The sequence below is a fragment of the Salifodinibacter halophilus genome (assembly GCA_012999515.1).
GTDB lineage: Bacteria > Pseudomonadota > Gammaproteobacteria > Nevskiales > Salinisphaeraceae > Salifodinibacter > Salifodinibacter halophilus.
The window spans coordinates 1,226,910-1,251,447 of record JABEEB010000001.1 but is presented as its reverse complement, the minus strand read 5'-3'; the positions used below and the strand labels follow the sequence as shown (position 1 = coordinate 1,251,447).

The 24,538-nt window shown below is 58.6% G+C and carries 28 protein-coding genes; 15 read left to right on the top strand and 13 right to left on the bottom strand.

Features of this window, described 5'->3' with window-relative positions; translation table 11 throughout:
* The 8 genes from rplO to rplQ all read left to right on the top strand — a co-directional run bounded on the left by rplO (position 1) and on the right by rplQ (position 4,954).
* Positions 1-429 (top strand): 50S ribosomal protein L15, encoded by a 429-nt coding sequence (gene rplO / locus HKX41_05625; protein NNC23634.1) that lies wholly within the window; start codon positions 1-3, stop codon positions 427-429.
* Between the two features lie 40 nt (positions 430-469).
* Positions 470-1,780 (top strand): preprotein translocase subunit SecY, encoded by a 1,311-nt coding sequence (gene secY, locus HKX41_05620; GenBank protein NNC23633.1) that lies wholly within the window; start codon positions 470-472, stop codon positions 1,778-1,780.
* 72 nt (positions 1,781-1,852) lie between these two features.
* The gene (rpmJ, locus tag HKX41_05615) at positions 1,853-1,969 is read left to right on the top strand and encodes a 50S ribosomal protein L36 (GenBank protein ID NNC23632.1); all 117 of its coding nucleotides are present in this window, start codon (positions 1,853-1,855) and stop codon (positions 1,967-1,969) included.
* A 113-nt stretch (positions 1,970-2,082) separates the two neighbouring features.
* Positions 2,083-2,439: a 30S ribosomal protein S13 gene (gene rpsM / locus HKX41_05610; protein NNC23631.1), complete on the top strand. Its 357-nt coding sequence runs from the start codon at positions 2,083-2,085 to the stop codon at positions 2,437-2,439.
* 27 nt (positions 2,440-2,466) lie between these two features.
* Positions 2,467-2,871 carry a 30S ribosomal protein S11 gene (rpsK, locus tag HKX41_05605; GenBank protein ID NNC23630.1) on the top strand — a complete coding sequence of 135 codons (405 nt, stop codon included), beginning with the start codon at positions 2,467-2,469 and terminating at the stop codon, positions 2,869-2,871.
* A 24-nt stretch (positions 2,872-2,895) separates the two neighbouring features.
* Positions 2,896-3,519, top strand: a complete 624-nt coding sequence (rpsD, locus tag HKX41_05600; GenBank protein ID NNC23629.1) for a 30S ribosomal protein S4 — start codon at positions 2,896-2,898, stop codon at positions 3,517-3,519.
* A 28-nt stretch (positions 3,520-3,547) separates the two neighbouring features.
* A complete protein-coding gene (gene rpoA, locus HKX41_05595) occupies positions 3,548-4,531 on the top strand; it encodes a DNA-directed RNA polymerase subunit alpha (protein ID NNC23628.1) in 984 nt (327 codons plus the stop codon).
* 33 nt (positions 4,532-4,564) lie between these two features.
* Positions 4,565-4,954, top strand: coding sequence for a 50S ribosomal protein L17 (gene rplQ / locus HKX41_05590; protein ID NNC23627.1), 390 nt, complete (start codon positions 4,565-4,567; stop codon positions 4,952-4,954).
* A 36-nt stretch (positions 4,955-4,990) separates the two neighbouring features.
* On the opposite strand, the gene HKX41_05585 is transcribed toward rplQ, so the two are convergent.
* The 5 genes from HKX41_05585 to HKX41_05565 are packed head-to-tail and all read right to left on the bottom strand — an operon-like array spanning position 4,991 to position 11,309.
* The gene (locus HKX41_05585; protein ID NNC23626.1) at positions 4,991-5,821 is read right to left on the bottom strand and encodes a symmetrical bis(5'-nucleosyl)-tetraphosphatase; all 831 of its coding nucleotides are present in this window, start codon (positions 5,819-5,821) and stop codon (positions 4,991-4,993) included.
* A gap of 23 nt (positions 5,822-5,844) precedes the next feature.
* Positions 5,845-6,621: a 16S rRNA (adenine(1518)-N(6)/adenine(1519)-N(6))-dimethyltransferase RsmA gene (rsmA, locus tag HKX41_05580; GenBank protein ID NNC23625.1), complete on the bottom strand. Its 777-nt coding sequence runs from the start codon at positions 6,619-6,621 to the stop codon at positions 5,845-5,847.
* Positions 6,611-7,609 (bottom strand): 4-hydroxythreonine-4-phosphate dehydrogenase PdxA, encoded by a 999-nt coding sequence (pdxA, locus tag HKX41_05575; GenBank protein ID NNC23624.1) that lies wholly within the window; start codon positions 7,607-7,609, stop codon positions 6,611-6,613. Before pdxA ends, rsmA begins: the two co-directional genes overlap by 11 nt.
* 29 nt (positions 7,610-7,638) lie before the next feature.
* Positions 7,639-9,006, bottom strand: coding sequence for a hypothetical protein (locus HKX41_05570; protein ID NNC23623.1), 1,368 nt, complete (start codon positions 9,004-9,006; stop codon positions 7,639-7,641).
* Positions 9,003-11,309: an LPS-assembly protein LptD gene (locus tag HKX41_05565; protein ID NNC23622.1), complete on the bottom strand. Its 2,307-nt coding sequence runs from the start codon at positions 11,307-11,309 to the stop codon at positions 9,003-9,005. Before HKX41_05565 ends, HKX41_05570 begins: the two co-directional genes overlap by 4 nt.
* Before the next feature lie 144 nt (positions 11,310-11,453).
* Here HKX41_05565 and HKX41_05560 point away from each other — a divergent pair, with 144 nt between their 5' ends.
* The 5 genes from HKX41_05560 (at position 11,454) to HKX41_05540 (ending at position 16,087) form a co-directional block, all read left to right on the top strand.
* On the top strand, positions 11,454-12,479 hold the full coding sequence (locus HKX41_05560) for a phosphotransferase (GenBank protein ID NNC23621.1): 1,026 nt from the start codon (positions 11,454-11,456) through the stop codon (positions 12,477-12,479).
* Positions 12,479-13,147 carry a nucleotidyltransferase family protein gene (locus tag HKX41_05555; protein ID NNC23620.1) on the top strand — a complete coding sequence of 223 codons (669 nt, stop codon included), beginning with the start codon at positions 12,479-12,481 and terminating at the stop codon, positions 13,145-13,147. The genes HKX41_05560 and HKX41_05555 overlap by 1 nt, the downstream gene beginning before the upstream one ends.
* 37 nt (positions 13,148-13,184) lie before the next feature.
* A complete protein-coding gene (locus HKX41_05550; protein ID NNC23619.1) occupies positions 13,185-13,811 on the top strand; it encodes a hypothetical protein in 627 nt (208 codons plus the stop codon).
* Between the two features lie 9 nt (positions 13,812-13,820).
* Positions 13,821-14,687, top strand: coding sequence for an OmpA family protein (locus HKX41_05545; protein NNC23618.1), 867 nt, complete (start codon positions 13,821-13,823; stop codon positions 14,685-14,687).
* A 437-nt stretch (positions 14,688-15,124) separates the two neighbouring features.
* Positions 15,125-16,087, top strand: coding sequence for a hypothetical protein (locus tag HKX41_05540; GenBank protein NNC23617.1), 963 nt, complete (start codon positions 15,125-15,127; stop codon positions 16,085-16,087).
* Between the two features lie 94 nt (positions 16,088-16,181).
* Here the strand turns inward: HKX41_05540 and HKX41_05535 are convergent, their stop codons facing one another.
* The 3 genes from HKX41_05535 to HKX41_05525 all read right to left on the bottom strand — a co-directional run bounded on the left by HKX41_05535 (position 16,182) and on the right by HKX41_05525 (position 18,583).
* Positions 16,182-17,012 carry a GTP cyclohydrolase I FolE2 gene (locus tag HKX41_05535; GenBank protein ID NNC23616.1) on the bottom strand — a complete coding sequence of 277 codons (831 nt, stop codon included), beginning with the start codon at positions 17,010-17,012 and terminating at the stop codon, positions 16,182-16,184.
* Between the two features lie 92 nt (positions 17,013-17,104).
* Positions 17,105-17,446, bottom strand: a complete 342-nt coding sequence (locus HKX41_05530) for a histidine triad nucleotide-binding protein (protein NNC23615.1) — start codon at positions 17,444-17,446, stop codon at positions 17,105-17,107.
* A gap of 54 nt (positions 17,447-17,500) precedes the next feature.
* On the bottom strand, positions 17,501-18,583 hold the full coding sequence (locus HKX41_05525; GenBank protein NNC23614.1) for a 3-deoxy-7-phosphoheptulonate synthase: 1,083 nt from the start codon (positions 18,581-18,583) through the stop codon (positions 17,501-17,503).
* Positions 18,584-18,902: 319 nt separating this feature from the next.
* Here HKX41_05525 and HKX41_05520 point away from each other — a divergent pair, with 319 nt between their 5' ends.
* Entirely contained in the window at positions 18,903-20,267 is a 1,365-nt protein-coding gene (locus HKX41_05520) for a 3-oxoacyl-ACP reductase (protein NNC23613.1), read from the top strand.
* Positions 20,268-20,290: 23 nt separating this feature from the next.
* Here HKX41_05520 and HKX41_05515 read toward each other — a convergent pair whose 3' ends face one another.
* The 4 genes from HKX41_05515 to HKX41_05500 all read right to left on the bottom strand — a co-directional run bounded on the left by HKX41_05515 (position 20,291) and on the right by HKX41_05500 (position 23,557).
* The gene (locus HKX41_05515) at positions 20,291-20,752 is read right to left on the bottom strand and encodes a DUF3429 domain-containing protein (protein ID NNC23612.1); all 462 of its coding nucleotides are present in this window, start codon (positions 20,750-20,752) and stop codon (positions 20,291-20,293) included.
* 148 nt (positions 20,753-20,900) lie between these two features.
* A complete protein-coding gene (locus HKX41_05510) occupies positions 20,901-21,677 on the bottom strand; it encodes a uroporphyrinogen-III synthase (protein ID NNC23611.1) in 777 nt (258 codons plus the stop codon).
* A 127-nt stretch (positions 21,678-21,804) separates the two neighbouring features.
* A complete protein-coding gene (locus HKX41_05505) occupies positions 21,805-22,839 on the bottom strand; it encodes a ketoacyl-ACP synthase III (GenBank protein ID NNC23610.1) in 1,035 nt (344 codons plus the stop codon).
* Between the two features lie 451 nt (positions 22,840-23,290).
* The gene (locus tag HKX41_05500) at positions 23,291-23,557 is read right to left on the bottom strand and encodes an energy transducer TonB (GenBank protein ID NNC23609.1); all 267 of its coding nucleotides are present in this window, start codon (positions 23,555-23,557) and stop codon (positions 23,291-23,293) included.
* Between the two features lie 52 nt (positions 23,558-23,609).
* On the opposite strand from HKX41_05500, the gene HKX41_05495 reads away from it, so the two are divergent.
* Complete coding sequence (locus HKX41_05495; GenBank protein ID NNC23608.1) at positions 23,610-24,023, top strand: hypothetical protein; 414 nt, start codon at positions 23,610-23,612, stop codon at positions 24,021-24,023.
* Positions 24,024-24,135: 112 nt separating this feature from the next.
* On the opposite strand, the gene HKX41_05490 is transcribed toward HKX41_05495, so the two are convergent.
* Positions 24,136-24,537 (bottom strand): biopolymer transporter ExbD, encoded by a 402-nt coding sequence (locus HKX41_05490; GenBank protein NNC23607.1) that lies wholly within the window; start codon positions 24,535-24,537, stop codon positions 24,136-24,138.
* Position 24,538 lies beyond the last annotated feature (1 nt).

Sequence of the window (24,538 nt, the reverse complement as noted above, 5' to 3'; positions counted from 1 at the left end):
ATGTACATGAATAAACTACGGCCGGGGCCGGGCGCACGCCAGTCGCGTAAGCGAATCGCGCGTGGTCAATCCTCCGATCACGGCAAAACTGCGGGTCGTGGGCATGCCGGGCAGAAATCCCGTTCGGGTGGCTATAAAAAGGTTAACTTTGAAGGCGGCCAGATGCCCATACAGCGGCGGGTGCCCAAGCGTGGTTTCAAGGCCGCCCGGGCAACGCCGACCGAAATCCGCCTTGAGCAATTGAATCGTTTCAGCGGTGATATCGGGCTTGAGGAATTGAAAAACGCCGGTTTGATGGCGCGTGGCGCGGCCAGTGCGAAAGTCATTGGCTCTGGTGAGCTCAATTCAAAGGTTAACCTGCGCGGTGTCGCTGCGACTGGCGGTGCACGTCGTGCGATTGAAGAGTTAGGCGGCGAGGTTAGCGACTAACGTGGCGACCACTGGGTCGGCGGCTGGTAGCCGCAATAGCATGATGCCGGACGCTGGCAAACTGAGCGAAGTTCGGTCGCGACTGCTGTTCGTGATCGGCGCTATTGTCGTGTTTCGAGTGGGTACTTATATCCCGGTGCCGGGTATTGACCCGCAACAGCTTGCGCAGCTTTTTCAGCAACAGCAAGGCACGATTCTCGACGTTGGCGTAATGTTTACGGGCGGTGCGTTGAAGCGCCTGTCGATTCTTGCGCTTGGCGTCATGCCGTATATCTCGGCGTCGATCATCATGCAGCTGTTGACGGCCACGGTGCCGACGCTCAAAGAGATCAAAAAAGAAGGTGAGGCTGGTCAACGACGTATCACGCAATACACGCGTTACGGTACGGTAGGGCTGGCGACTTTCCAATCGATTGGTACTGGCATTGCGCTTTGGAATCAAGGCATTGCGCAATCGGGTATCAGCGAATTCAGCTTTGTGTTCACGACAGCCGTCTGTTTAACCACGGGCGCGTTGTTTTTGATGTGGTTGGGTGAGCAGGTCACCGAGCGCGGCATTGGAAACGGTATATCCATACTGATCTTTTCGGCGATCGTGGCTGGTTTGCCATCGGCGATTGGCGGGACGCTGAATTTAGTCCAGTCGGGCGAACTCAGCATCTTTTTCGTGATCGCGCTGCTCATTGGCGCACTCGCAGTTCTCGGATTTGTGGTTTTTGTAGAGCGCGGGCAGCGTCGCATTCCGGTGCATCACGCCCAGCGCCAGAGTGGACGGCGCATGTACGCGGAACGTACCCAGCACCTGCCGCTCAAATTGAATATGGCCGGTGTGATTCCGCCCATTTTTGCGTCGAGTATTATCCTTTTCCCGGCAACCGTTGTACGGTTTTTTGGGCAGGGTGGACCGATCGCGCAGTGGGTCTCCAACGCGATAGCGCCAGGGCAGCCGCTTTATGTGCTGTTCTACTCCGGCATGATCGTTTTCTTCTGTTTTTTCTATACGGCGTTGGTTTTCGATTCGCGTGAGACAGCCGATAATCTGAAAAAGTCCGGTGCGTTTATACCTGGCGTTCGGCCTGGCGTTCAGACTGCGAATTACATCGACACTGTTTTGACTCGGCTAACGGTCGCTGGTGCGGTTTACGTCGCACTGGTTTGTCTATTGCCTGAATTGCTGATTTTGCAATATAATGTGCCGTTTTACTTTGGCGGCACATCGATACTGATTATCGTCGTGGTCGTGATGGACTTTATGTCCCAGTTGCAGGCGCACCTGATGTCGAATCAGTACAGCGGTGTGATGCAAAAAAGTAACCTCAAAACCAAGCGACGGACTGTATCGGCACGCTAAAAATGCTGAGCGTTCGGGCTGGGACGACGTGCAATCTAGGTCATGCCGTGACCACCCTTCGAGAGTGACATCATGAAAGTACGAGCATCTGTCAAGAAAATTTGTCGGCACTGTAAAGTAATCCGACGCAACGGCGCTGTTACGGTTATCTGCGACGTTAATCCGCGACATAAGCAGCGCCAAGGTTAGCACTGCTCGGTTTTACTATTTTTAAGCTTGCGGTAGCGCTATAATACGCGTTATACTGCCGGGCTTAGTCGGCGTTTTATAAGGCCGGCAAGCACCCCTTTGAGAGAGACGATATGGCGCGAATTGCCGGCATTAACTTGCCGATCTACAAGCACACGAACATCGCGTTGACCTCTATCTATGGTATTGGGCCGACGCGTGCCGATGAGATTTGTGACGCGGCCAACGTGCCGGTTAACACTAAAGTTCGCGATTTGACTGAAGGCGAAGTCGAAACGCTCCGCGAGCAAGTCGGTAATCACACGATTGAAGGTGATTTGCGCCGTGAGATATCGATGAATATCAAACGGTTGCGTGATATGGGCTGCTACCGGGGTATCCGCCATCGGCGCGGTTTGCCGCTCCGTGGTCAGCGGACCAAGAATAACTCGCGAACCCGTAAAGGCCCGCCACGGCCGATCCGGCGCTAACGCCGCTAGTTTTAATAGGGATTATTAATGGCAGATTCATCCACGTCGCAAACGAGTCAGTCGTCGGCTACCCGTGGGCGCCGCAAGGTGACCGATGGCGTTGCGTTTGTTTACGCGACGTTCAATAACACCATCATCACGATCGCCGATCAGCAGGGTAACGTACTGAGCTGGTGTACATCGGGTACATGTGGTTTCAAGGGGTCGCGCAAATCGACGCCGTTCGCTGCCCAGGTCGCCGCTGAGCGAGCAGGCGAGGGTGCAGCGCGCTATGGCGTCAAGAATATTGAAGTCCGAGTAAAAGGGCCGGGCCCCGGCCGAGAAGCATCGGTGCGGTCTCTGAATGGCTACGGCTTCAAAGTTACGAATATCGTGGATACGACACCGATTCCGCATAACGGCTGTCGTCCGCCGAAGAAACGGCGTGTGTAACGCTTAAAGGATAGACGAGATACCATGGCGAAATACACCGGCCCCCGCTGTAAACTCTCACGACGCACCGGCACCGATCTGCTGCTGACCAGTCACGGTCGTTCGATCGAGTCCAAGTGCAAGTTCGAAACCCCACCGGGAACCCAAGGCTCTGGCCGTCGGCAGCGGTTGTCGGATTATGCGACTCAGCTGCGCGAGAAGCAAAAGCTCCGTCGTATGTACGGTCTGATGGAAAAGCAGTTCCATAAATACTACGTCAAGTCGTCACAGCGTAAAGGCGCTACCGGCGTTCTGCTTTTGCAGGCGCTCGAATCGCGGCTCGATAACGTGGTCTATCGGATGGGCTTTGCCGCTACACGTGCCGAAGCACGTCAGCTCGTCAATCATAAAGCGGTCGCGGTTAATGACCGGCTGGTCAACGTACCGTCGTATGAAGTGCAGCCGGGTGACGTTGTCGCGATACGTAATCGCGCCAAAAACCAAAACCGCATTGTGGAGGCGATGTCAGTCGCCGCGCAGCTCGGCTTTGGCGATTGGCTGTCGGTCGACGATAAGAAACTCCAGGGTACTTATACGCAGGTGCCCGACCGCGATCAGATTCTTCAGGATATCAACGAGAATCTGGTCGTCGAACTTTATTCCAAGTAATCGATCCGGGGGAACCGGAGGACGCGTTATGGAATCCAATGAACTTTTGAAGCCGCGCCTGGTTGAAGTAGACCGGCGTAGCGGCGGGCGCGCAAAAATCGAACTCGAGCCGCTCGAGCGCGGTTATGGGCATACACTAGGTAATGCGCTGCGGCGCATCTTGCTATCTTCGATTCCGGGAGCCGCGATCACTGACGTGGCAATCGAGGGTGTGCTGCATGAGTACACCACGATCGAAGGTATGCAAGAAGACGTGATCGACGTGCTTTTGAATATAAAGCAGATTTCGGTGCGCATGAATGGTCGTGATTCGGCTACCTTGCGCCTGAATAAATCGGCCGCCGGGCCGGTAACGGCTGGCGATATCGCGACCGATCACGAAGTGGAGATTGCGAACCCGGATCTGGTGATTGCGCATCTGACCAGCGGCGAGCTCAACATGGAGTTGACTGCTCGGCGTGGGCGTGGCTATGAGCCGGCCGCTCAACGCGTGGCGCAGGATGCCGACCAGGAAGGTCACGCCGTCGGCGCGCTCAAGCTCGATGCCTCGTTTAGCCCGATTCGACGGGTAAGCTATGAAGTCGACCGGGCGCGTGTCGAACAGCGCACCGACCTCGATAAGCTGATTTTGGACGTCGAAACCAACGGCAGTATCGAACCGCAGGAAGCGGTGCGAACAGCAGCGGCCACGCTCTATGACCAGCTGTCGGTTTTCGTGGATCTGGAAGCCAACACTGGCGCCGCTGCTGGCAAGCAGGGCGGTGCCGTGGAGCCGATGATGCTCAAACCGATCGAGGATCTTGAGCTCACTGTGCGCTCGACCAATTGCCTCAAAGCGGAAGATATTCACTACGTCGGTGATCTGGTTCAGCGCTCAGAAAACGAATTGATGCGCACGCCTAATCTCGGCAAAAAGTCGCTGACCGAAATCAAACAGGTGCTGTCTGAACAAGGTCTCGAGCTTGGTGTTGAGGTTGCGAACTGGCCGCCGGCCGAAATCGAGAACGCGTAACGCACTCGTCTCATAAAGGACACGAATTTAGCCATGCGTCACAGCAAGAAAGGCGGCAATCTGGGTCGTACATCGTCGCACCGCCGCGCGATGCTCTCCAACCTGACGATTTCGCTGGTCGAACACGAGTTGATCAAAACAACGCTGCCGCGCGCCAAGGAATTAAGGCGCACGGCTGAGCCGTTGATCACGCTCGCTAAGAAAGATACGACAGCGAACCGGCGGTTGGCGTTTTCACGACTGCGTAGCAAGCAGGCAGTGGCCAAGTTGTTCGGCACGCTCGGTGAGCGCTACGCTGAACGTCCGGGTGGCTATCTGCGCGTGCTCAAATGCGGCTATCGTGATGGTGACGCCGCGCCTATGGCTTACGTCGAGTTGGTTGACCGCCCGGCAACTGACGACGACGAAAGTGGAGCTGCCTAAGGCGTTTCACTTCGATTCGGGCCGGTTCTCGGTAAGTTAATCGGCCTGTATAAGTCGAGGGTGTTGGCGCAGTTCAAGTGCGCTTAACACGCCTTGCCACGATGCCCCGGTGTCAATGCACCAGGCATTGTGTTCCGGCCAAGCAATCCGCCCCAGCATCGACCAGTGCCCGAAAACAATGCGCTCGTTGTGGGTTTTGCGATTTGGTTCGGCGAACCATGGCGTTAGCGTGGCCGGAGCGTCTGAGATGCGGCCCTTCTCGCTCAAGTCAAGATCACCGCTTCCGGCATGACAAAACCGTTGCCGGGTAAGCGCGTTAGCGATATAGCGTAGGCGTCTGATCCCGGTTAGTGATTCCGCCCAAGCGGTGGGCTCGTTACCGTAGAGATCGTTTAGGGTTGTCTGCCAGTCGTCGGCCGTAAGCGCTTGTTCGAATTCGGCCGCGCAGGCCGCGGCTGTCGTTAAATCCCAGCCTTTAGGAATGCCGGCATGGACCATCGTCCAACCGGTCTCGACACTTTGGTGCAGAAGTGGTCGGGTGCGTAGCCAGTCGAGTAGCTCGGAGGCGTCATCGGCGGCCAGGAGCCTGGCGACGCCGGTGTCAGCATAAACACGCTTGCTCGCGTCGGCTGCCATCGCCAGAACGCTTAAGTCGTGGTTGCCGAGCACTGTGGTGGCGCGGGAGCCAAGTTCGCGCACACGCCGCACGACGCTAGCCGAATCGGGGCCTCGATTGACGAGATCGCCGACAAACCAAAGTTCGGCGTTCGCATCAATGGCATCGAGACGGTGCAGCAATCGGTCCAGCATCGCATACTGACCGTGCACGTCACCGATACAGAATATCCGGCGTAGTTCGGCACTCATGAGTGAATAATGGTTACCTGTGATTATTCTGAGGTCACCGCATTTGCCAGCCGCACGTAGTCATCGGGTGTGAGTTCGCCGGGGCGACGTTGTGGCTCGATACCCAGCGCGGCAATTGCGTCACCTGATAGCCACTGAGCTAACGCGTTGCGGCAGGTCTTGCGCCGTTTGCCGAATGCGTCTGCAACCAGCGCGTCGAAGATGCGCCAGTTCGTGATGTTGGCGGGCGTGGTAAACGGCGTGATACGCACAACTGACGATGTCACGTTCGGCTTGGGGCGAAACGCCTGCGGTGGCACCTCCAAGAGTGCTGTCCTATGGGCGCGTACGGCAACGCCGACACTGAGTCGGCCGTAGGCTGGGTCGCCGGGGTCCGCGACGATGCGGTCGACGACTTCTTTCTGCAGCATGAAGTGGAGATCAGTGATCGTATCCAGAGTCGCCAAGATATGGAACAACAATGGCGTACCGATGTTGTAGGCGAGGTTGCCGACCAGCCGCAGCCGGGTACCGCGTTGTCGCGCGTAGGCAGCGTAGTCAAAACGCAGCGCGTCGGTGCCGATAAGTCGGACGGCCCCGGTTTTGTCCGTGGCCTCGGATTCTATTGTTGCTGCCAGATCGCGGTCGATTTCGATGACGTCGAGCAGCCTTAGATGCGGTGTTAGCGCTCGGGTTAGGGCGCCTTGGCCCGGCCCGATCTCGATCATGCAATCGTCATTCACGGGCGTGATCGCTGTGACGATTTGATCGATGACAGCCCGGTCGGTCAGAAAATGTTGGCCGAAGCGTTTACGCACCACGTGAATTTGCGATTGCCGCCGCTGTCTCTACGGCCGTGAATAGACTGGCTGAGTCGGCATGACCGGTACCAGCGAGTTCAACTGCGGTGCCGTGGTCGACCGAGGTGCGGACAATCGGCAATCCGAGCGTGACGTTGACGACGCGTCCAAAGCCAGCGTATTTGATCGCCGGCAATCCTTGGTCGTGGAACATGGCCACGACGACATCGCCGCCCGCCCGATTATCATCGATAAAGGCCGTGTCGGCCGATAGTGGCCCAGTGATGCGCAGTCCGCTTTCTTTTTCGGCCTCGATCGCAGGGGCGATGGTTTGTATTTCCTCAGCGCCGAGCGTGCCGCTCTCGCCAGCGTGCGGATTCAGACCGGTAACCAGCAAACGCGGTGCGGCGATACCGAAATCCTGCTGGAGGCTGGCGGCGGTGGTGCGAAAGACATGACGCAACCCGTCCACAGTCAGTGCGTTGGCCACATCGCGAAGCGGCAGATGCATCGTGGCCAGAGCAACTCGGAACGAGCCATCGGCAGTCGTCAGCAACATGACCGGCGGCGGTGCATGGCAGCGTGCTGCCAAATACTGGGTGTGGCCGTTGAAAGCCTCACCGCCCCGAGTCAGTGTTGCCTTGTGTACCGGCGCGGTAACCAGTGCGTCGGCAGTGCCATTGAGGCAGCGGTCGCACCCACGGTCCAATGTCTGGCGCACGTAGGCGGCATTCGCTGTATCCAGTTGCCCTGCAGTGACCGGACGCTCGCATGCGATTGGGTCGACCGGCAGCACTCCGGCTCGATGTGCGCTCGGTGGCTGGTTGTAGTCGATGTCGGTAACGTCAATTGCATAGCCGAGCGCACGTGAGCGCTGCGCGAGCATGTCTGGATCTGCGACCGCGACAAGCTCGAACGGCCAGTCATGTTGGGCGAGCGCCAGCGTCAGGTCCGGCCCGACGCCGGCTGGTTCGCCGGGCGTGATGATGAGTCGCTTCGCCGCACTCATAAAGCCGATGTCACCAATGGACGAACGGCTCAAGTTCCCTGCTGCTGCTGATAGCCCTTGATTCGAATGTCGATGTAGGCGCGGTCGCGAAGCTTTTGTTGCCAGACCTTGCCTTGCTCGCGGGCGCGTTGTTTACCGAGGGCTTGGCGTGCTTTATTGCGCCGCCGTTGCTCGGCGCGGTCACGGGTGCGGCGATCTTGCATCTTGATGATTTCAAAACCACTGGATGCATTCAGCACCGGTGAAACGTCGCCGGGTGAAAGATCGGCTAGTGCTTGTCGCGTTTGGGGGCTGACCCTGCTCATGGTAATCCAGCCGAGCTCGCCGCCATCACTGGCGCTGGCTTTGTCATCGGAATGCTCTTTCGCGATCGAAGCGAAATCATTGCCGGCTTGGATTTGTTGCCGTAGCCGGTTGGCCAGTTTTTTGGCTTCCGTCTGCGTACGTATCGCGTTGGGCTTGACAACGATATGCTGCGCCTTGACCTGCGTGACGGTCGCGCTTTGATTGTTGCCGCCAACCGGACGACGCCCGAGCAGCTTTAGGAGCATCAGCTGCTGCCCATTTTGCACGATCGGGCTGATGTCGCCTGTGTCGAGGCCGTCGAGCGCGCTCGCTATTTTTGTGTCGAGTTTGGTTGCCGGCGTCCAGTCCACCAAGCCACCTTGATCAGCGTTTGGTCCGCTCGATTGGTTCTTGGCGAGTGTGGCGAAATCTGCGCCCGTGTTTGCACGCTTACGCAGTTGTTCTAGTTGCTTACGCGCTGTGGTCTCACTTGACGTTTTATTGATAACGATCCGGCGAAAGCGGTATGCGCTGGCGATACCCTGTTGCAGATCCTGGGTTCGCATGTACTGGCTGACATCGTCGGGCGTTATTTGAACTTTCGACATCACCGTACGCCGACGCAGCTTGGCAACCAGCATCTGCGTGCGAATGCGGTCCTCGAGTTTGCTGAAGGTAAGCCCTTGTCGTTTGACTGCCTGTTTGAATTGAGCAACCGACATATTATTGCTTTTGGCGACGCGCTTGATGCCGCGCTGAAGTTGCTGTTTAGAGATCGACAGCCCTTCTTTATGCGCCTGCTGGAGTTGCAGTTTTTTCATGATCAGCCGGTCCAGCACGCGTGAGCGAAGCGCATTCAACGGCACGTTGCGGTTTGTCTTTTGTCGTGCCTGGGCTACCGCGCGGGCGAGTCGGCTTTTCAAGATAACGTCGTTGTTAACAACGGCCGCGATACCGTCTAGCGATTGATTGGACGGGGCATTGTTGCTCGCTTGACGTGATCCAAGGGAAAAGTTCCCGAGTTCACTGCCGGAGGTAAGTGATTGTGCGCCGGCTACCGTCGTGATAGCGGCCAGGATAACTGCGGTTATTGTCTTGGCGATAAAATTCATCGGGGTTGTAACGTGTTATAGGTTTGTCGTCTGCGACCGGGACTGACGCCGCTGAAGACATCGTCCGAAACGAACGATTTCGCTGTCTTGCCCACTGAAGTCAGGCCTTGGAACAGAAGTTCGAAATAAATCGCGCTGTCATGCTGGTTGCCGTTGTTTTGGGATGGATTTTGCACGTAACGGCGCCATGAGACGCGCGCCGAGACACAACACGAGGGATTGTACTGAACGCCAACAACCGACTCGACGTTTGTCTTGGCTTTGAGCGAATAGTTCCAGCGACCCACGACGTTGAGGTGCTCGCCGAGCGGCACGTAAGCACCGAGCGCGACTTGTTTTAATGTCTGATATCTCGTTTCGTCTGATTCGGAATTGTGCACCAGTTGATAGCCGCGGTAGTAGCGGTAGCCGAGATTGATGCCATACCCTGAGTCGCTGGCGTAGAGCAGCTGGACCCGGCCGCGATCGATCTTCGAGTCACTCGCGCTGTACGCGACGGTGCCACGGGCGCGTAGTTGATGAATCGGGCTGACGGTAAGGCTTCCGACGTAGTCCGAGCCGCTGTTGGAGTAACCGGTGATACCGGTGTTGGGCAATGTCACCTTGAGGTCGCGGAAACTGGTGACGCGACCGAAACTCAACTTGGCAAGTGTACGACTGCTTGCGGTTGAATATAGCCGTGTCGTCGCGCCGAGGGTGATTTGGTTCGCATCGCCGATGCGATCGATGCCGGTAAAACGATTATCGGCAAAAAGGCGCTGGAAGTGCAGTGCTGGCACCCCGCTGTCAAAGTTGCGGATATTCTTTTGGTTTTCGTAGCCAGTGTAAAGATACTGAAACTGTGGATTGAAGGTCTGTATCCAGCCATTGTGCATATGGCGAGTGAATCGCAGCCCCGAGCGTAGTTGGAACGAGGGAATCGAGCGGTTGATTGATGTCGTTTGGTTGCCGACATTGCTGAGATCGTAATGCGTAAATTCGTACGCGGCCTGACTGGAGGCGAACCAGCCGCCGTGATCGGTGGACCAGATCAACTTGGGCTTGGCGTCGTAGCGCCGGGCTTCGGCCGCGGCAGGGTTGTCGCTGACAAAATTGGTGAAACTGCCGTCGAAGCCGAGCCGGAACGGTGCGGTGGGCGACAGTAGATGGAGTTTTACACGCGGCAGCCGCGTGTAGGGATTGTTGTTGAGAGCGTTTGAAATCGAGGCCCGGCTACTACTGGCTCGATTGAGCGTTTGCCAGTCCTGCACAAGGAAGTCGAGGCGGGCGCCAGTGGTCGCGAACGTTAGCTCGGCGCCGCGCTCAAGATTGGACGACGACGTGCCACCCGGGCCGTCGTCCAAGTCGTCGAAATAGTCATCGTCGCTGGCACGGTTGTAGTCGGCCTGAAAGCCAACGTATTGACCGAATTTGCCTTGATGCTGGTAGTGAACGAAGCTGCGGCGCTCGCCGTATTTTTGATCGTTCGGCAGGAGTTGGCCGTTGAGTTCACCCTTTTGGTGTGTGAATTGGTAGCGCGCTTGCGCCCCGAGCTGCGGACCGCGTTTGCCGTAGTAGCGCGGGATAAGGGTTAGATCGTACTGCGGCGCGATATTGATATAAAACGGCCAGGTCAGCTCGAAACCGGAATCGCCCGAAACGCCGACGACCGGCGCGAGAAAGCCAGTATGGCGTTTGTTATCGATCGGGAAGTTGAAATACGGCGTGTAGAACACCGGCAAACCATAGAGGTGCATGACGGTGTTCCAGGCGCTGCCGCGCCCCGAATCGCGATTCAGATTGACGTGGGTGGCCGATAGATACCAGCTCGGCGAGTCCAGCGGGCAGGTCGTGTAAGACGCATCGCGGAGCTGGAAATGATGCTCGGTTTTAGAGTCCACCGTGTCCGCGTGACCACGGCCGCCGGTGTTCGTCATCACGTATTTAACGTCGCTGAACACCCCTTGGTTGCTATTGACGTTGACGGCACCTTCATCGGCGGTGAGAAACATGCCGGGTTTGTAATACTGCACTCCGCCGTGTGCGTTTGCACCCTTCGACTGACGGTTGTACTCGACATACGGTGCTTCCAGTGCCTGGCCGTTGCGCGTCAACCGGGCATTGCCGCGCGCTTTGGCGACACCTTTTTTCAGGCTGACGTTATCAGCGCGCACCGACGGTGGTTTATCCTTGGCGGCCGGCGCGATGGGTATCTGCGGAATCGAGCAAACCGCTGCCGCAGCGTTGATCGTGACACCGCCAAGTCCGACCGCCGTGGCGATTTGCCAAAAACGCCGTCGCCCGAGATTGGGTTTGAACCGCAACGTTGAAAATACGGACAAATGACTGCCTTGGCATCAGTGTTGAAAATCGTGCGAAGCTCACGCGTTTGAACTCGCGGCCTGCCCGGATTATGCGCACGGGAAAACGGCCCCGCAAACTGAAACGCGTGTTTATCCCCGTTGCCTATGCTGGACGCAGACTTGTGTAAAGACATTACCCCCGATGAGCGCGCCCTCGCGCTAACGCAATGGGCGGAAGCCAGAATCGGACGTTATTGCGATTGGCGCGCGGTCAGCACGGATGCTGGCACACGGCGGTATTATCGCGCAGTGCCGCGGGCTGACCCCGATGAAGCGGCGGTCGATGCCAGTGAATCCCGGATCGCGGTCGACGCACCACCGGAGAGCCAGAATAGCATCGCATTCGTTGATGTTGCCGCACGTGCGGCGCGTGCCGGTTTGCACGTGCCGACAGTCATCGCGTTCGATGCGACGCGCGGTTTCATGCTGATCAGCGATCTGGGTGACCAACGCTATCTTGACGCTTTCGCGGATCGGGATCCCGATCCGCTTATGAATACAGCGATTGACGCGTTGATTCATTGGCAGTGCGCCATGTCGACCGACGACTTCCGCGTGATCGATCACGATATGCTGCTCGGTGAACTGCATCTTTTTAACGAGTGGTATATCAAGCGCCACCTCGGCCGGATGCTCACCACGAGCGAGGCGTCGGCGCTTGAATCCACCTACGAGCTTATTGCCGGCCGGGTGGGGCGCCAGCATCATGTACTGGTGCATCGCGACTATATCCCGCGCAATCTGATGGTCTCGGACCCGTGCCCGGGAATCATCGATTTCCAAGATGCGCGTGCAGGGCCAATCGCCTACGACGTGGCCAGTCTGTGTCGTGATGCCTTTATCGACTGGCCCGACGAGCGCGTGCGTGCTTGGCAGTACCGCTACTGGCTCGGCGCCTGCGCGGCCGGTTTGCCTGTGGCCGCTGGTTGGGCCGAGTTTCAAGAGGATCTGACCTGGGCCGGTTTGCAGCGTCACCTAAAGGTTTTGGGCGTTTTTGCACGCCTTTGCTGGCGTGACGGCAAGCCCGATTATATTGCCGACGCGCCGCGTTTTATTCGCTATCTGCAACCGGTTGTCGAAGCGGACCCGGCGCTGGCGCCGTTACGTGCATTTATGGTTGGGGCTGAATAATGCGCGCCATGATTCTGGCGGCCGGCCGCGGCGAACGGCTGCGGCCGGAAACCGATACTGTGCCGAAACCGTTACTCACGATCGGTGGCCAGTCGTTGATCGAGACCCAGATTCGCGCGTTGGTCGCCGCGGGGGTCCGGCAGCTGGTAATTAATGTGGCGTATCGCGGATCACAGATTCGTGCCGCGCTGGGTGATGGCTCGGCCTACGGCGCGGATATCGTCTACAGCGAAGAGACGCCAACAGCATTGGATACCGGTGGCGGCGTGTGTGCCGCACTGCCTTTGCTGGGTAAAGCGCCTTTTCTCGTTGTGGCCGCCGATATTTGGACCGATTTCGATTTGCGCGCACTCGCCGTCGATCATTCGGGGTCGCCCGAGTTGGTATTCGTGCCCAACCCCGACCATCGACCCGCCGGCGATTACGGTGTCGCTCACGGCCGGGTTGATCCGGCCGGGCCGCGTATGACGTATGCCGGCATCGGACGTTTCGATCCCGCGATGTTTGAAGGATTCACCGAACGGCGTTTTGGCTTATCGCAGGTCATCGACAACACGCTGGCGCACCGCACCGTATACGCTCGGATTCATCGTGGCGCATGGCAAGACCTCGGTCGGCCCCATGATCTTGAGCGAGCACGTCGACTTTGGGGCGATCGCGATGCCTGATAGAGTGGCGAGTTGAATTATCGAAGACGCACCAACGATGGCTAACTGGGTGCCCGGCACCGGGCGAAAGGGGATTGGTATAAGCGCTCTCGGCGTCGTCCTTGTGGCGGCATTTGTGTTGGTCGGCTGTGCCGATGCGCCGGGCCAAAGCGCTGCGAGTTCACCGAACGACAAAATATTGCAACCGGCCCAACAAGCATTGACGCAGGCATCAAGCCAACGCTGGTCGGATAACGCGCCGGCGATTATGGGGTCGGCGCGCAGTCGCTTGGCCACTGCGCGCTCGATCGTTTATCAGGCTGCGAGTGAAGGCCGTGACCTGACCAATGATGAGCGTGAGCGTGTCGAGGCGCTGGTTAAAGCGGTCAAACTTGATCGACGGGCAGCTAAGGCGCGTGGCAGTGCGGTTGATATCAAAAACCGTCTCGCGGAGCTCAAGGCGAACCAGCAACAAGGGGCCAATGTGCAGGACAGTGGCAGTGCCGGTCGCGAAACATTGAAGGCCGCGCAAGCTAAACGTCGACAAGCCGTCAAGCAAAAATCCAGCAACCAGCAGAGCGGATCGTCTAGAAGGCCTCAGCGCCAGCCACCCACCATGAGCACTGGACCTGGTGCGCAGCCTGGCGCCCAGCGGCCTGCGAATGCCGGCGGCATCGGACGATAAAAGATGATTATGCGCTTATTGCTCAGTTTGCTACTCGTGGCCACGCTGGCTGGCTGCGCAGCGTTCAACAACCATTACGCCACGATCGACTCCAATACCAGCGGTGTGGCGGCAGCCAACGAGGCGCTCAAGGCGCAAGTCAAAACCAGCGTCGGCGACAGTGGGCCCACATTCGAACCGCTTGAACGGGCAAAGGCGGCCGTTGCCAAGGCGGAAGACGCACGTACTGACAAACTCGGTCAAGCCAAGCAAGCACTGGATAAGGCCAGATCAGGTTGGCAAGAACTCGATGATCCTGCAGATGCATCGGCCGGGCAACTCGCGGTGATTGCCGACAACGCCCATCGGGCCGAGCGCTTGGCTCAGATTGGGCGCTACCGTGCAACGAGTGCGCGCAACCAGACGCGTCTCAAGCAATTGGTTGGCAATGCCGGTAATACGCGGCCGAATGGCGAAGCGACGGTGCTGGTGCCCGGACGTTTCGGCGTCATCAAGTTTCAGAACGGTTCGGCACGCGTGACCTCGGATAGCCACGAAGTCATCGATAGCGTTGCCAAGGCGTTGACCAAGCCGGGCATGAAGAACCGGCGGATTGGGATTGCCGGGCATACAGCGGTGATCTCGCCCAGTCAGGCCGAAGTGTCGAGTTTCATCAAGGCCAATCCGCGTGTCGCGAAGAAAACGTCTAACGCTTCCCAGGAACGGGCGGCGTATAAACAGGCGCTCGCCGTCACGCGGGCACGGGATGTGGCGAAGTTACTGGTGCGTGCGGGCGTCTCGAGCGAGCGCGTGGGACTTGGGGTTGATCGCAAATCCCAAACCGGTGCGCAAAAAGCCGTATCGATCGAGCTGGTCCCGAAAAACGACGGCAGTTAGTCGTGTGACGTGGCGTGTTGTCCGGCCTTGGGCGCACGGATGACGCCGACCACGCCTGCTTACGAGACGGGCGCCATCTTGTCGGATCGCCGCACGAGGCCGGCCAAAATATTGTAGCCGCGCCACTGTGGGTGGCGCTAAATCGCCGCTGCTCGAGTATGTGACTGGCCTGTCGTTGTTGAGTGTCCTGGTCTGGGACATGCTTTCGCCGCCACACTCGCGGCTATCGGGAATCTGACGAACGCTGGTCACTGTGCGTGGCCGGTGTTGTCGTCGCCATATTCCAGGCCTGCTCTTGTGCAGGTGCCGTGGCGCCCATACAAAAAACATATGGGCAGCAGCACATCGCGGCCAGCCGCGTTATGCTCGGGAGCTGAACGCATCCGGGCACATACTGTGATGCCAGTTGTACCCAACAACAACACGGAGCCGACAGCATGGATGTTGTACGTTTGCTAACCGATGCCGGAACACGTTTTACCCGTGTGCGCCGAACCGCTCGGAACTCGGTTCGTGTCGCGCTGGATAGCCAGCGTCAAGCGGCCGGCATTGTGCTGCACAACGGCCGCACTCTGATTAATACCGAAATCGGCGCGGCTAAGAACCTGTCCGCAGCGCTCGGTGCCAGCGTGCGGCGCGCGCGCGGTGCTGGGCTACGCCGTGTGGCAAGCCAGCCCGCGGACTATTTGCCGAATGGGCGGCGTCAGGTCATTGCTGCGGCCAAAGATTCGGCCGGCGTTATTCAACGAACCGGCGATGAACTCAACCAAACGTTCCAAAAAGCGCTGAGCGACCTGTTCGAGATAGACGACGCAGGCGAATCGGGCGACGATCAGTCGACAAGCAGCGCCAGAACCACGGCCGACCCGGACCATAAAACGTCGCCGGCTGGATCGCACCAGGGCAGAACAACGAGCGCTGACACGTCATCGACCCCGGCCGGGGCGGATGCCGAAGCGACGGAGCAAAAGGGCCAGCGTTCGAGCACGGGCGCGTCCGGCACAACCGGTAACGCGAGAACCAGTCGTTCGCGCAGTACCGGAGGCGGTGCCAAATCAGCCTCGACGGGTAGCTCGAAATCCCGAGCATCCACCGGCAGTAGCACCGGATCCGGGAACAGCAAGGCTAGCGGCACGGCGCAAAGCAAACAGTCGAACGCCAGCAAGCGCAAGGCTGGTGCCGACGCTGCGGCTGAAAAAACAAACACCGGTCAAGCGGCGCCCAAGAGCCAGTCGACGAAAGCCACTGGTGGAACGAGTGGCAACAAGACGGGCGCGCAGAAGTCGCGCGCTAGCCGTAATCGACGGACAAGTGAGCGCAGCGACAGTAGTGGTTCCGGGCAAACCGGCGCGACCGATACCACCGGTCGGTCGGAAGAAAGCGACAACGGATCAAGTTAAGCGTTGGCCGAGGTGCGTGGCGAGGCGGCCTCGCGACCCACTCGGAGTCGCACGCACCGGCCGGTTCAGCGCTTATAGCGTCGGCACCTAAGGCTTAACGTTCGGGCGCATCCTTGTTGTGCTCAATCAAGGCGTAGGCCGAATGGTTGTGGATTGACTCAAAGTTTTCCGACGCCACGCGGTATTCACGGATCCTCGAGTCGTTGTTCAATACCGTTGCAATATCGCGCACGACGTCTTCCACGAATTTGGGGTTTTCGTAGGCGTGTTCGGTAACCGCTTTCTCATCGACGCGTTTCAACACGCCGTACAATTCGCAGGAAGCCTGGGCTTCGGCGATGTCGATCAATTCCTCGAGCCAGAAGAATTCGCGGGCACGAGCACGAATTTTGATAAGGGATCGCTGGTTGTGGGCACCGTAATCGGAAATGTCCTTTGAACAAGGGCACAGCGTGGTCACGGGCACCTCGACTTCCACCGTCAGTTCGGTGCTGTCGCTGTAACGATCGCCGAAGAATGTGACCTGGTAGTCCATGACACCGGGCTCGCCCGTCACCGGCGCGCGCTTGTCGATGAAGAACGGGAACGCCATCTCGATGTGGCCGTTGTCGGCCTCCAGACGCTCAGTGACTTCGGCTAACATCTGCTTGAACGAGGCCACGGTGATTTTGTGCTCATGAGCGTTCAGAATCTGTACGAACCGCGACATGTGCGTGCCCTTGAAGCGGTGCGGGAGATTCACGTACATGGCGAAGGTGGCGACTGTCGTTTGCTTTCCGCCACTGCGTTGCGCAATCGAAACCGGGTGTCGGATATCACACACACCCACCTTATTGATCGCCAGATGACGTCGGTCATGACGGCCCTGGACATCCTCGACTGCCGGCTCCTGGATGGTTTTGCTCGGAGCGCTGGCGTCGGCCATGGTCGAATTCTGAGATTTATCGCTCATAAGAATCTTGGTGGGTGTTTACGCGCCGTTTTGTAGTTGTTTGTTGTCGTCGTTTTCGGGAATGATCAGCCCGGCGGCCAACCGAATGCGCGGCCAGCCAGTACGTGGAGGTGCAGGTGGAACACGCTCTGACCCGCGTGCTCGCCGTTATTAACCACGAGCCGAAATGCGTCGGCATAGCCTGCATCGGCAGCCACACGCCGGGCGGTCAGCATCAAATAGCCGAGCAAGTCGCCGTCGTTATTGGTTGCGTCTGCCAGACGAGGAATCGGCTGCTTCGGTATGACCAGAACGTGCAACGGTGCTTGCGGATTGAGGTCGTGAAACGCCAGGCAGTGGTCGTCTTCATAGACGATATCCGCGTCGATTTCACGGTCGATAATCTTCTGGAAAACGGTATCGGCCACAGCTATCGGCTCGTCAAGAGTGTATTGAAGTATTATCGCAGATCGTGCGAGCTCTTACTCGCCCGTCTGATGGTTCGCCTGTGCTAATTCGCGACGTTGTGCCACGGCGTCGGCCAGTTTGCCGAGCAGCGCTTCGGTGTCATCGAAGCCGAGACAGCCGTCGGTGACCGAAACGCCGTAATCCGGTGTAACGCCGGGCACCAGGTCTTGTTTGCCCGACTTGATCAACGACTCGATCATGACACCGAACAAAGCCCGGCTGCCGGCTGTGATTTGCCCGGCGATGTCATCGCCGACTTCGAGTTGTTTGTGTGGCTGCTTCCGGGAGTTGGCGTGCGAAAAATCCACCATCAACTGGCTCGGCAGATCCGCTTGCTGGAGCAAAGCGACCGCACTGGCGACCGAATCAGTGTCGAAATTCGGGCCGTTGGAACCGCCGCGCAGGATGATATGGGTGTCTTGGTTGCCCGCAGTCGAGATGATGGCTGATTGCCCGGATTTGGTCACTGACAGGAAGCGGTGTGGATGATGGGCTGCCCCGACGGCATCGGCTGCGACCTTGATGGCACCGCCGGTGCCGTTCTTGAACCCGACCGGGCAGGACAGGCCGGAGGCCAGTTCGCGGTGGCCTTGACTCTCCGTGGTGCGTGCGCCAATTGCGCCCCAGGAAACCAGGTCGGCCAGATACTGCGGTGTAATGAGATCGAGGAACTCCACGCCTGCCGGCATGCCGCGTTCGGCTAGTTCTGCCAGAAGTTGGCGCGCTTGTCGGACCCCTTTGTTGATCTTGAACGAGTCGTCGAGCTCGGGATCGTTGATCAAGCCTTTCCAACCCACAGTGGTGCGGGGTTTTTCGAAATAGACCCGCATGACGATCAGCAAATCGCGCTGATAGCGCTCGCGCAGCGAGGCTAGTTGGTCGGCGTAGTCGCGCGCAAGATCCACGTCGTGGATGGAGCAGGGCCCGACCACAACTAGCAGCCGATCGTCGTCGCCGCTTAAGATGTTGCGGATCGCTTCGCGTGTATCGGCAACGGTTTGGGCGGCGTCGGCACTGACCGGTATTTCCTGGATAACGGTTTCGGGCGCGGCTAACTCGTTAATCCCGTTTATCCGCAGGTCGTCGGTTTCTTGCATGTTATCGAGCTTGAGGTGGGCGAATTTTACGCTGAATGCTAGCAGATCGAATATGCCGGTATTGGCCGCGATGCGATAACGGCCAATAGGGCGGTGGGCAGTGTTTTCTTGGGATTTACACCCAGCATTGGATAACGGCGGTTTTAATAAATAACGTTAATTTATCTATTTATCGCTAATCCGAGTTATACAGGTCGTTGTCATATAGGATATAAGTATTTGCCGTGTCGTTATTTTTCGTCCACGGTAGTCGCCGAATGATCGCTATATTGGATTGATAAGCGACCTTACGATCCAACAAATCGCGAGAGGTGTAAAAATGAGCGATTATCTGGTCCGAGCCGCTTCGCGTCCGGTTGTCAGTGGCATTATGAGGGCACTCCGAGTGCCAACGCCCGTTAGTCTGAGGCGAGCCAACTCGCCTTTTGCGCCGGATTCGCTCAGTCATCGCCGGATTTTGGTTGGAAGCCTCGACTCAGCCCGCCTAGATCGCAAGATTGCCAATGTTCTGCAATCGGGCGATGCAGATGTAACAAAAGCGGCTGATGTCACCGATGACCAGACAGCGGTTTTTGATGGCGTTGTGTTCGATGCCACGGGCATAGCGGATGTCGCTGGACTGACCGCGCTCTACGATCTGTTCAACCCCGTAGCGCGTCGTATCGCAAGCTGCGGACGGATAGTCATCCTGACCGATACGCCCGCCAGTATGGACAGCGCCGCGGCAAGTGCCGCCGCCCAGGCCATTGAAGGGTTTGTCCGTTCGTTGGGCAAGGAAGTGGGTAAATTCGGCACCACGGTTAACGCCGTCTACGTCGAGCCGGGCGCGGACTCGCGTGTTGCCGAGCCGCTTCGTTTTCTGTTGTCCGACTACAGCGCATTCATTGATGGCCAGGCGCTGACGGTTAGCGCCGATGGCCGGGCGCCACGGTCTGTGCCGACATCCGCTACCCTGGCAGGTAAGACAGCTGTAATCACGGGGGCTGCGCACGGCATCGGCGCCACGACTGCAAAGCGTCTGGCTGCCGAAGGCGCTGATGTTCTGGCTGTTGACGTGCCGGCCAACCGTGACGCGCTCGACGCCGTAACCGACGAGATCGGCGGTGCGGCGCTGGCACTCGATATTACCGGCGCCCAGGCGCCTGCCGAGCTCGCTGATTTCTGCGCGACGCGCTACGGCGGCATCGACGTTTTCGTCCATAACGCCGGCGTTACACGCGATCGTTCGTTGGCCAACATGAGTGCCAACGAATGGCACCAAGTCCTTGCGGTTAATCTGCAAGCCGCGGTCGCTATCGATGCTGAGTTCGATACCCGCAAGCTCCTCCGTGATCATGCCCGCGTGGTATGCATGAGTTCGGTTGGCGGCATCGCCGGCAGCCGCGGCCAGACCAACTATGCTGCGACCAAGGCTGGCCTGAATGGTTTCGTGCGTGCGCGTGCCGACGCGCAGCGTAACCGCGGTGTTTGCTATAACGCGGTTGCACCAGGGGTTATCGAGACGTCGATGACGGCTGCTATGCCGCTGGCGGTACGCGAGGTCGGTCGGCGACTTAGCTCGCTCGGCCAGGGTGGCCGCCCCGAAGATGTCGCCGAGGCTGTCACGTTTCTATCGACACCGGGGGCGGGTGGCCTGAGTGGCAATGTGGTTCGCGTATGCGGCCAATCGTTGCTTGGCGCGTAACGTTTGATTGCCGCCGAGATGATCTAGCCGAATAACGCGGCGCCGCCGACGATGGCCAGGCAAACGACAACGATCGGCGTGAGTATCCGGCGCAGGGTGAGGTAGTAGATCGGCATCCAGCCCTGTCGGTGACCGTTCTCGTCGGTCAGCCAGGTGAATACGAGGGCGACCAGAATCAGCGCGAACGACCAGGGCTGCCCCAGCATGACCCCGATCCAGACAATAAGCGCTGGACACACAGCCGCGCCCATGTCGATCGCTCGCGCGTGCTGGCCTGCGGCCTGCAACCCCCACTGGACCCCGCCAATAAACGACGCGATGACGGCGGCGTAGACCACAAGCCAATCTAGTGTACGAATGGCGATGTTTGAATTCCACCCAAGCGCGACGTAGCTGCCGATCAAAAACGGGATCAGCGCCGCGAAACCCAGCGTCCAGGCTAGTGTCGGCGCATTGCGTGCACTTGTTGGTTGATTTATCGCCATATTGATTGCACCAAGTCAGGGGTTGAATCGGACGCCGTTGCATAGGCTAGACCACAAACGCTAGTCGGTGTGCTCTGTTGGCCGATACGCGGTGGTTGCCGAGTCGAAATACGCATATCAAGCGTCGCTCGAGTATCTGGGGCCGAGTTTACCCGCCTGGCGCATCGCTCGCGAACGGCACTGCAGTGAAATGGTTGACCAGTGCGCGGACCAGTGGTTTGAGGAAATAGGTGCCTTCCGGCATTAGGTCGGCGTCAACCTCGTTTGTCGCCAGTGCATCGGCAACTAGCGGGCCGACCGCAGCCACACAGGTTGCTTGCAGGGCGCTAGTAAGCGTGGCGCGTCGGTTATGACGATCCGCAACCGTGAAAAGGCGTTTTACTTGTGCAGTGCTGGTCAGCGCCACCGCATCGAGTTCGCCGGCGATGATCCGGTGGATAAACGCATCGACAGTGTCATCGTCGACTTGATCGGCATAAACATAGGGCGCGACTGGCAACACCTCGGCATCGTGCCCGCGCACGGCGTCTTGTAGTTTGTGGTTGGGCTCAGCACCGTAGAGTTGCAGCCCGACGCGTGCGCCCGCGAGATTTAGATTGCCCAGCGCCTCGATCATACCGTCGGTCGTCGGTGTCGGTGCCGCGAAGTCGGAGCCGAGCCCGATAGCGCGCAGGGCGCGGACGGGTTTGGGCCCACGCGTGATGGCGCGTGTGTCGGCAAGAACCTCATGCAGATGCTGGCGAACAGCCAAACGCTCGGCCAGCCCGTTGAGCCGTGTTACGCCTTCGCCGGTCATCCAGATCATGGTGTCGAGGCCCTGCGCACATACATCGGACAGCCAGTTTTCCACTGACGCTATATCCGGCGTATCGCGAATGGCGATCAGTGGGCAGCGTGCGACCTGACCGCCGCGCGTTTCGATCATCTGCGCGAATAGGTCGAGCGCACGCGTTTCCGGTATGCCGATCAGGCGCCCCGCGAGTGGCTGCGATGGCGTGCTGTCAGTCACGACCGAAACACTGTTGCGGATACGGCCCTGAATGTGACTCGCGTCACGCGCTACCGAAGTCGTTAGGCAGGATCGTGGTGGTGGCACCCCACGATAGACCGACACCAAAGCCGACGAGCAATACCCGGGAACCGGCGGTGATCTGTCCGTTTGAAAACGCGCGTTTGACCGCAATCGGGATGCTGCAGGAGACGGTGTTGCCGATGTCGTTCAGGCACACCACAAACCGTTCGCTTGGCAAATCAAGTTCGCGTCGAATGCCATCCAACACCATGGCGCTGGCTTGATGTGGCACGACAGCGTCGATATCGGCGAGTGTCACGCCCGCCTTGTCGCAGGCTTGATGGATAGCGGCCGGTACCTCGCGCAGTGTGAATTCCATAATCGCGCGCCCGTTCATGAAAATATTTTTATTGGTGCGCGTATTGCCATGGCGGTCGGTATATTCCTGTGGCGATGCGGGTGCGCTACGACCGCGCATGCCGCTGGTCGGCACGATCAGATCCTGCGCGCCGCTGCCATCCGTGCCGTATATGAACGGGCCTAGTTGCTCGCCGGGCTCGCTTGAATCGGACATTAGCGTGGCGGCCGCCGCGTCGCCGAATAAAGCGCGTACGCTCTTGTCGGCCGGGTGCACGAATTTCGAATAGGTATCGGCCGTAATAAGCAAGAGTCGCTGTGCCTGGCCGCTTTCAATCAATGCTTTGGCGACCCCCAGCGCGTAGATATAGCCGGAACAGCCAAGGTTGATATCCAGCGCGCCGATCGCCTTCGACAGGCCGAGCCGATCCTGAATGAGGCAAGCAGTGGAGGGTGTCAGATAATCCGGCGTCTGGGTGCAGACCAACAGAAAATCGATGTCGCCGCGCGCGGCCCCCGTGGCTTCGAACAAGCGTTCGGCTGCGGCCACGCCGAAATCCGACGAGTGTTCATCTTCGTCGGCGATGTGGCGCGCTCGGATCCCCGTTTTTTCGGCGATCTTTTCCAGTGGCCAGCTTGGAAAACGTGTCGCGATTTCCTCTATAGATTCGGTTCGGGCCGGCAGAACGTACTCAATGGCGTTGATGACTGCAGACATGACGTTGATCCCGAAACCGAAAGATTTTTGCGCGATGCGCATAGCGCCGACGTCGGCGGCTGTGCCGGGCGGCCGGCAAACCGGTGGCATCGTAGCGTTTTGGAGGCGTTATGGCCAGTGGTAGCAGCCAAAGGTTTTGGCATTGCTGCGTTTGATTTGTCACGTCAACCTTATTACACGCGTTGTACAGATGTTGCCCGGCGAAGTTCTGAAGGCGCCAGAGCCGCCGTGTAGAACGGATCGGGTTGAATCGGCTCGAGACCAGACGCCGCAGTGCTTTCTGCGCCGGGTGCGAAGCAAAGATCGCGTAGCAGTACTCAGCGGCCGAGATCCGGAGCCCGGCGGTCGACCTGTGTGAGCGTGCGCTACCGACAATTAAATGCGCAGAAGTTGGTGTAGCTGCAAACGATACGCCGCACGCCCGGACGCGTTAAAACCGAATAGTAGCGCGTCAGTTTTGCAAACCGAAATCGAACGGCACGATCACCGACATACGGGTTCGGTGCATGCTCGCCGGCATGGCGCCGAACGGTGCGGCGTTTTTGATGGCATGGAGTGCGGCGCTGTCGAGGTTGTCGTGGCCCGATGACTCAGTAATCGACAGTTTGGCTAGTTTGCCGGATTGTCGGATCACAATGCGCACTTCGACATGCCCCTGCAGGTTCTGGCGCCGTGCGGCTTTGGGATAATGTTTCTCGGCCGCAATGGCCTTGTTCAACGCGTCGGTGTACTCATGCGCAGAATGCGCATTCGAACCGGCTTGAGGCTGCGTGTTGGCCGTATGCGCGTTAGCTGCGTTCGATGGTTTGCTCGGCGCCGATGCTGATTGTGATGTGGGCGGCGCCGATTGGGTTGGTGAAGGTTCGCGCTTCGGTTTTTGGGCCTGTGTTTGGTTCGACGGCACTGATTTGTTTTCCGAGTGTTGCGCCGCCACCGGCGAGTGCGCCTTGGTTGTCGGCACGTTCGGGCTGCTGGCTTTGGCGTCTGCCGGCTTGGGCGAGCGCGCCTTTTTCGATTGGCTGTTCGCCTGCTTAGCTTGTGCCGGTTTGGCTGCTTGCGGTGCAGATGGAGCCTCAGCCGACGAAGGCACAGATGATGGCGTCTCGGTCGGCGCGGTTGTCGCTGATTGCGGCGCATCGCCAAGCTCGCTCAAGGAAACCTCGACGCTGTGCGACCCGGATTGAGTCGTTGTCTCGGGTGACCAGGCTGTTACCACGAGCGCCAGGATGGCCAGATGCAGGCCAATGGCCAGGATGAAAGCGAGCAGCCACGAGCTTGGGGATTGCACCACGAACGTTACGAATTGCGGGTAACGAGCCGAAGTTTGTCGACACCGGCGTTGTGCAGGATCTGCATCACGTGGACTACGCGTGTGGCGTTTTCACCGCCGTCAGCGCGGAGCCGCACCGGGCGATTCGGCGATTGTAGTTGTTGGCCGCGAACGGTGGGCACCAGTTGATCCAGAGAAATCTTCTGGCCGTCGACCGCGATACGCCCATTCGGTGCGATTTCGACCCGCAGCGCCTGATCCGAAACCGAAGCTTGGCTCGTGGATTGCGGTGGTTGGACATCCAAGGCGTCCGGCTGGGTAATACGCCCGATCAACAAAAAAAAGATCATCAGCAAAAAGACGATATTGGTCAGTGGCAACAACGAGATTTCGCTGTCGGTTTGGCGTTTGGGTCGCGCAAAACGCACG

Coding starts and splice junctions, on each gene's coding strand:
- rpsD (NNC23629.1), top strand. CDS start 2,896: ATGGCGAAATACACCGGCCCCCGCTGTAAACTCTCACGACGCACCGGC.
- secY (NNC23633.1), top strand. CDS start 470: ATGATGCCGGACGCTGGCAAACTGAGCGAAGTTCGGTCGCGACTGCTG.
- rpmJ (NNC23632.1), top strand. CDS start 1,853: ATGAAAGTACGAGCATCTGTCAAGAAAATTTGTCGGCACTGTAAAGTA.
- rpsK (NNC23630.1), top strand. CDS start 2,467: ATGGCAGATTCATCCACGTCGCAAACGAGTCAGTCGTCGGCTACCCGT.
- rpoA (NNC23628.1), top strand. CDS start 3,548: ATGGAATCCAATGAACTTTTGAAGCCGCGCCTGGTTGAAGTAGACCGG.
- HKX41_05520 (NNC23613.1), top strand. CDS start 18,903: ATGAGCGATTATCTGGTCCGAGCCGCTTCGCGTCCGGTTGTCAGTGGC.
- HKX41_05535 (NNC23616.1), bottom strand. CDS start 17,012: ATGGCCGACGCCAGCGCTCCGAGCAAAACCATCCAGGAGCCGGCAGTC.
- HKX41_05540 (NNC23617.1), top strand. CDS start 15,125: ATGGATGTTGTACGTTTGCTAACCGATGCCGGAACACGTTTTACCCGT.
- pdxA (NNC23624.1), bottom strand. CDS start 7,609: ATGAGTGCGGCGAAGCGACTCATCATCACGCCCGGCGAACCAGCCGGC.
- rplQ (NNC23627.1), top strand. CDS start 4,565: ATGCGTCACAGCAAGAAAGGCGGCAATCTGGGTCGTACATCGTCGCAC.
- HKX41_05510 (NNC23611.1), bottom strand. CDS start 21,677: ATGATCGAAACGCGCGGCGGTCAGGTCGCACGCTGCCCACTGATCGCC.
- HKX41_05525 (NNC23614.1), bottom strand. CDS start 18,583: ATGCAAGAAACCGACGACCTGCGGATAAACGGGATTAACGAGTTAGCC.
- rpsM (NNC23631.1), top strand. CDS start 2,083: ATGGCGCGAATTGCCGGCATTAACTTGCCGATCTACAAGCACACGAAC.
- HKX41_05505 (NNC23610.1), bottom strand. CDS start 22,839: ATGTCTGCAGTCATCAACGCCATTGAGTACGTTCTGCCGGCCCGAACC.
- HKX41_05585 (NNC23626.1), bottom strand. CDS start 5,821: ATGAGTGCCGAACTACGCCGGATATTCTGTATCGGTGACGTGCACGGT.
- HKX41_05570 (NNC23623.1), bottom strand. CDS start 9,006: ATGAATTTTATCGCCAAGACAATAACCGCAGTTATCCTGGCCGCTATC.
- rplO (NNC23634.1), top strand. CDS start 1: ATGTACATGAATAAACTACGGCCGGGGCCGGGCGCACGCCAGTCGCGT.
- HKX41_05555 (NNC23620.1), top strand. CDS start 12,479: ATGCGCGCCATGATTCTGGCGGCCGGCCGCGGCGAACGGCTGCGGCCG.
- HKX41_05560 (NNC23621.1), top strand. CDS start 11,454: ATGCTGGACGCAGACTTGTGTAAAGACATTACCCCCGATGAGCGCGCC.
- HKX41_05550 (NNC23619.1), top strand. CDS start 13,185: ATGGCTAACTGGGTGCCCGGCACCGGGCGAAAGGGGATTGGTATAAGC.
- HKX41_05545 (NNC23618.1), top strand. CDS start 13,821: ATGCGCTTATTGCTCAGTTTGCTACTCGTGGCCACGCTGGCTGGCTGC.
- HKX41_05515 (NNC23612.1), bottom strand. CDS start 20,752: ATGGCGATAAATCAACCAACAAGTGCACGCAATGCGCCGACACTAGCC.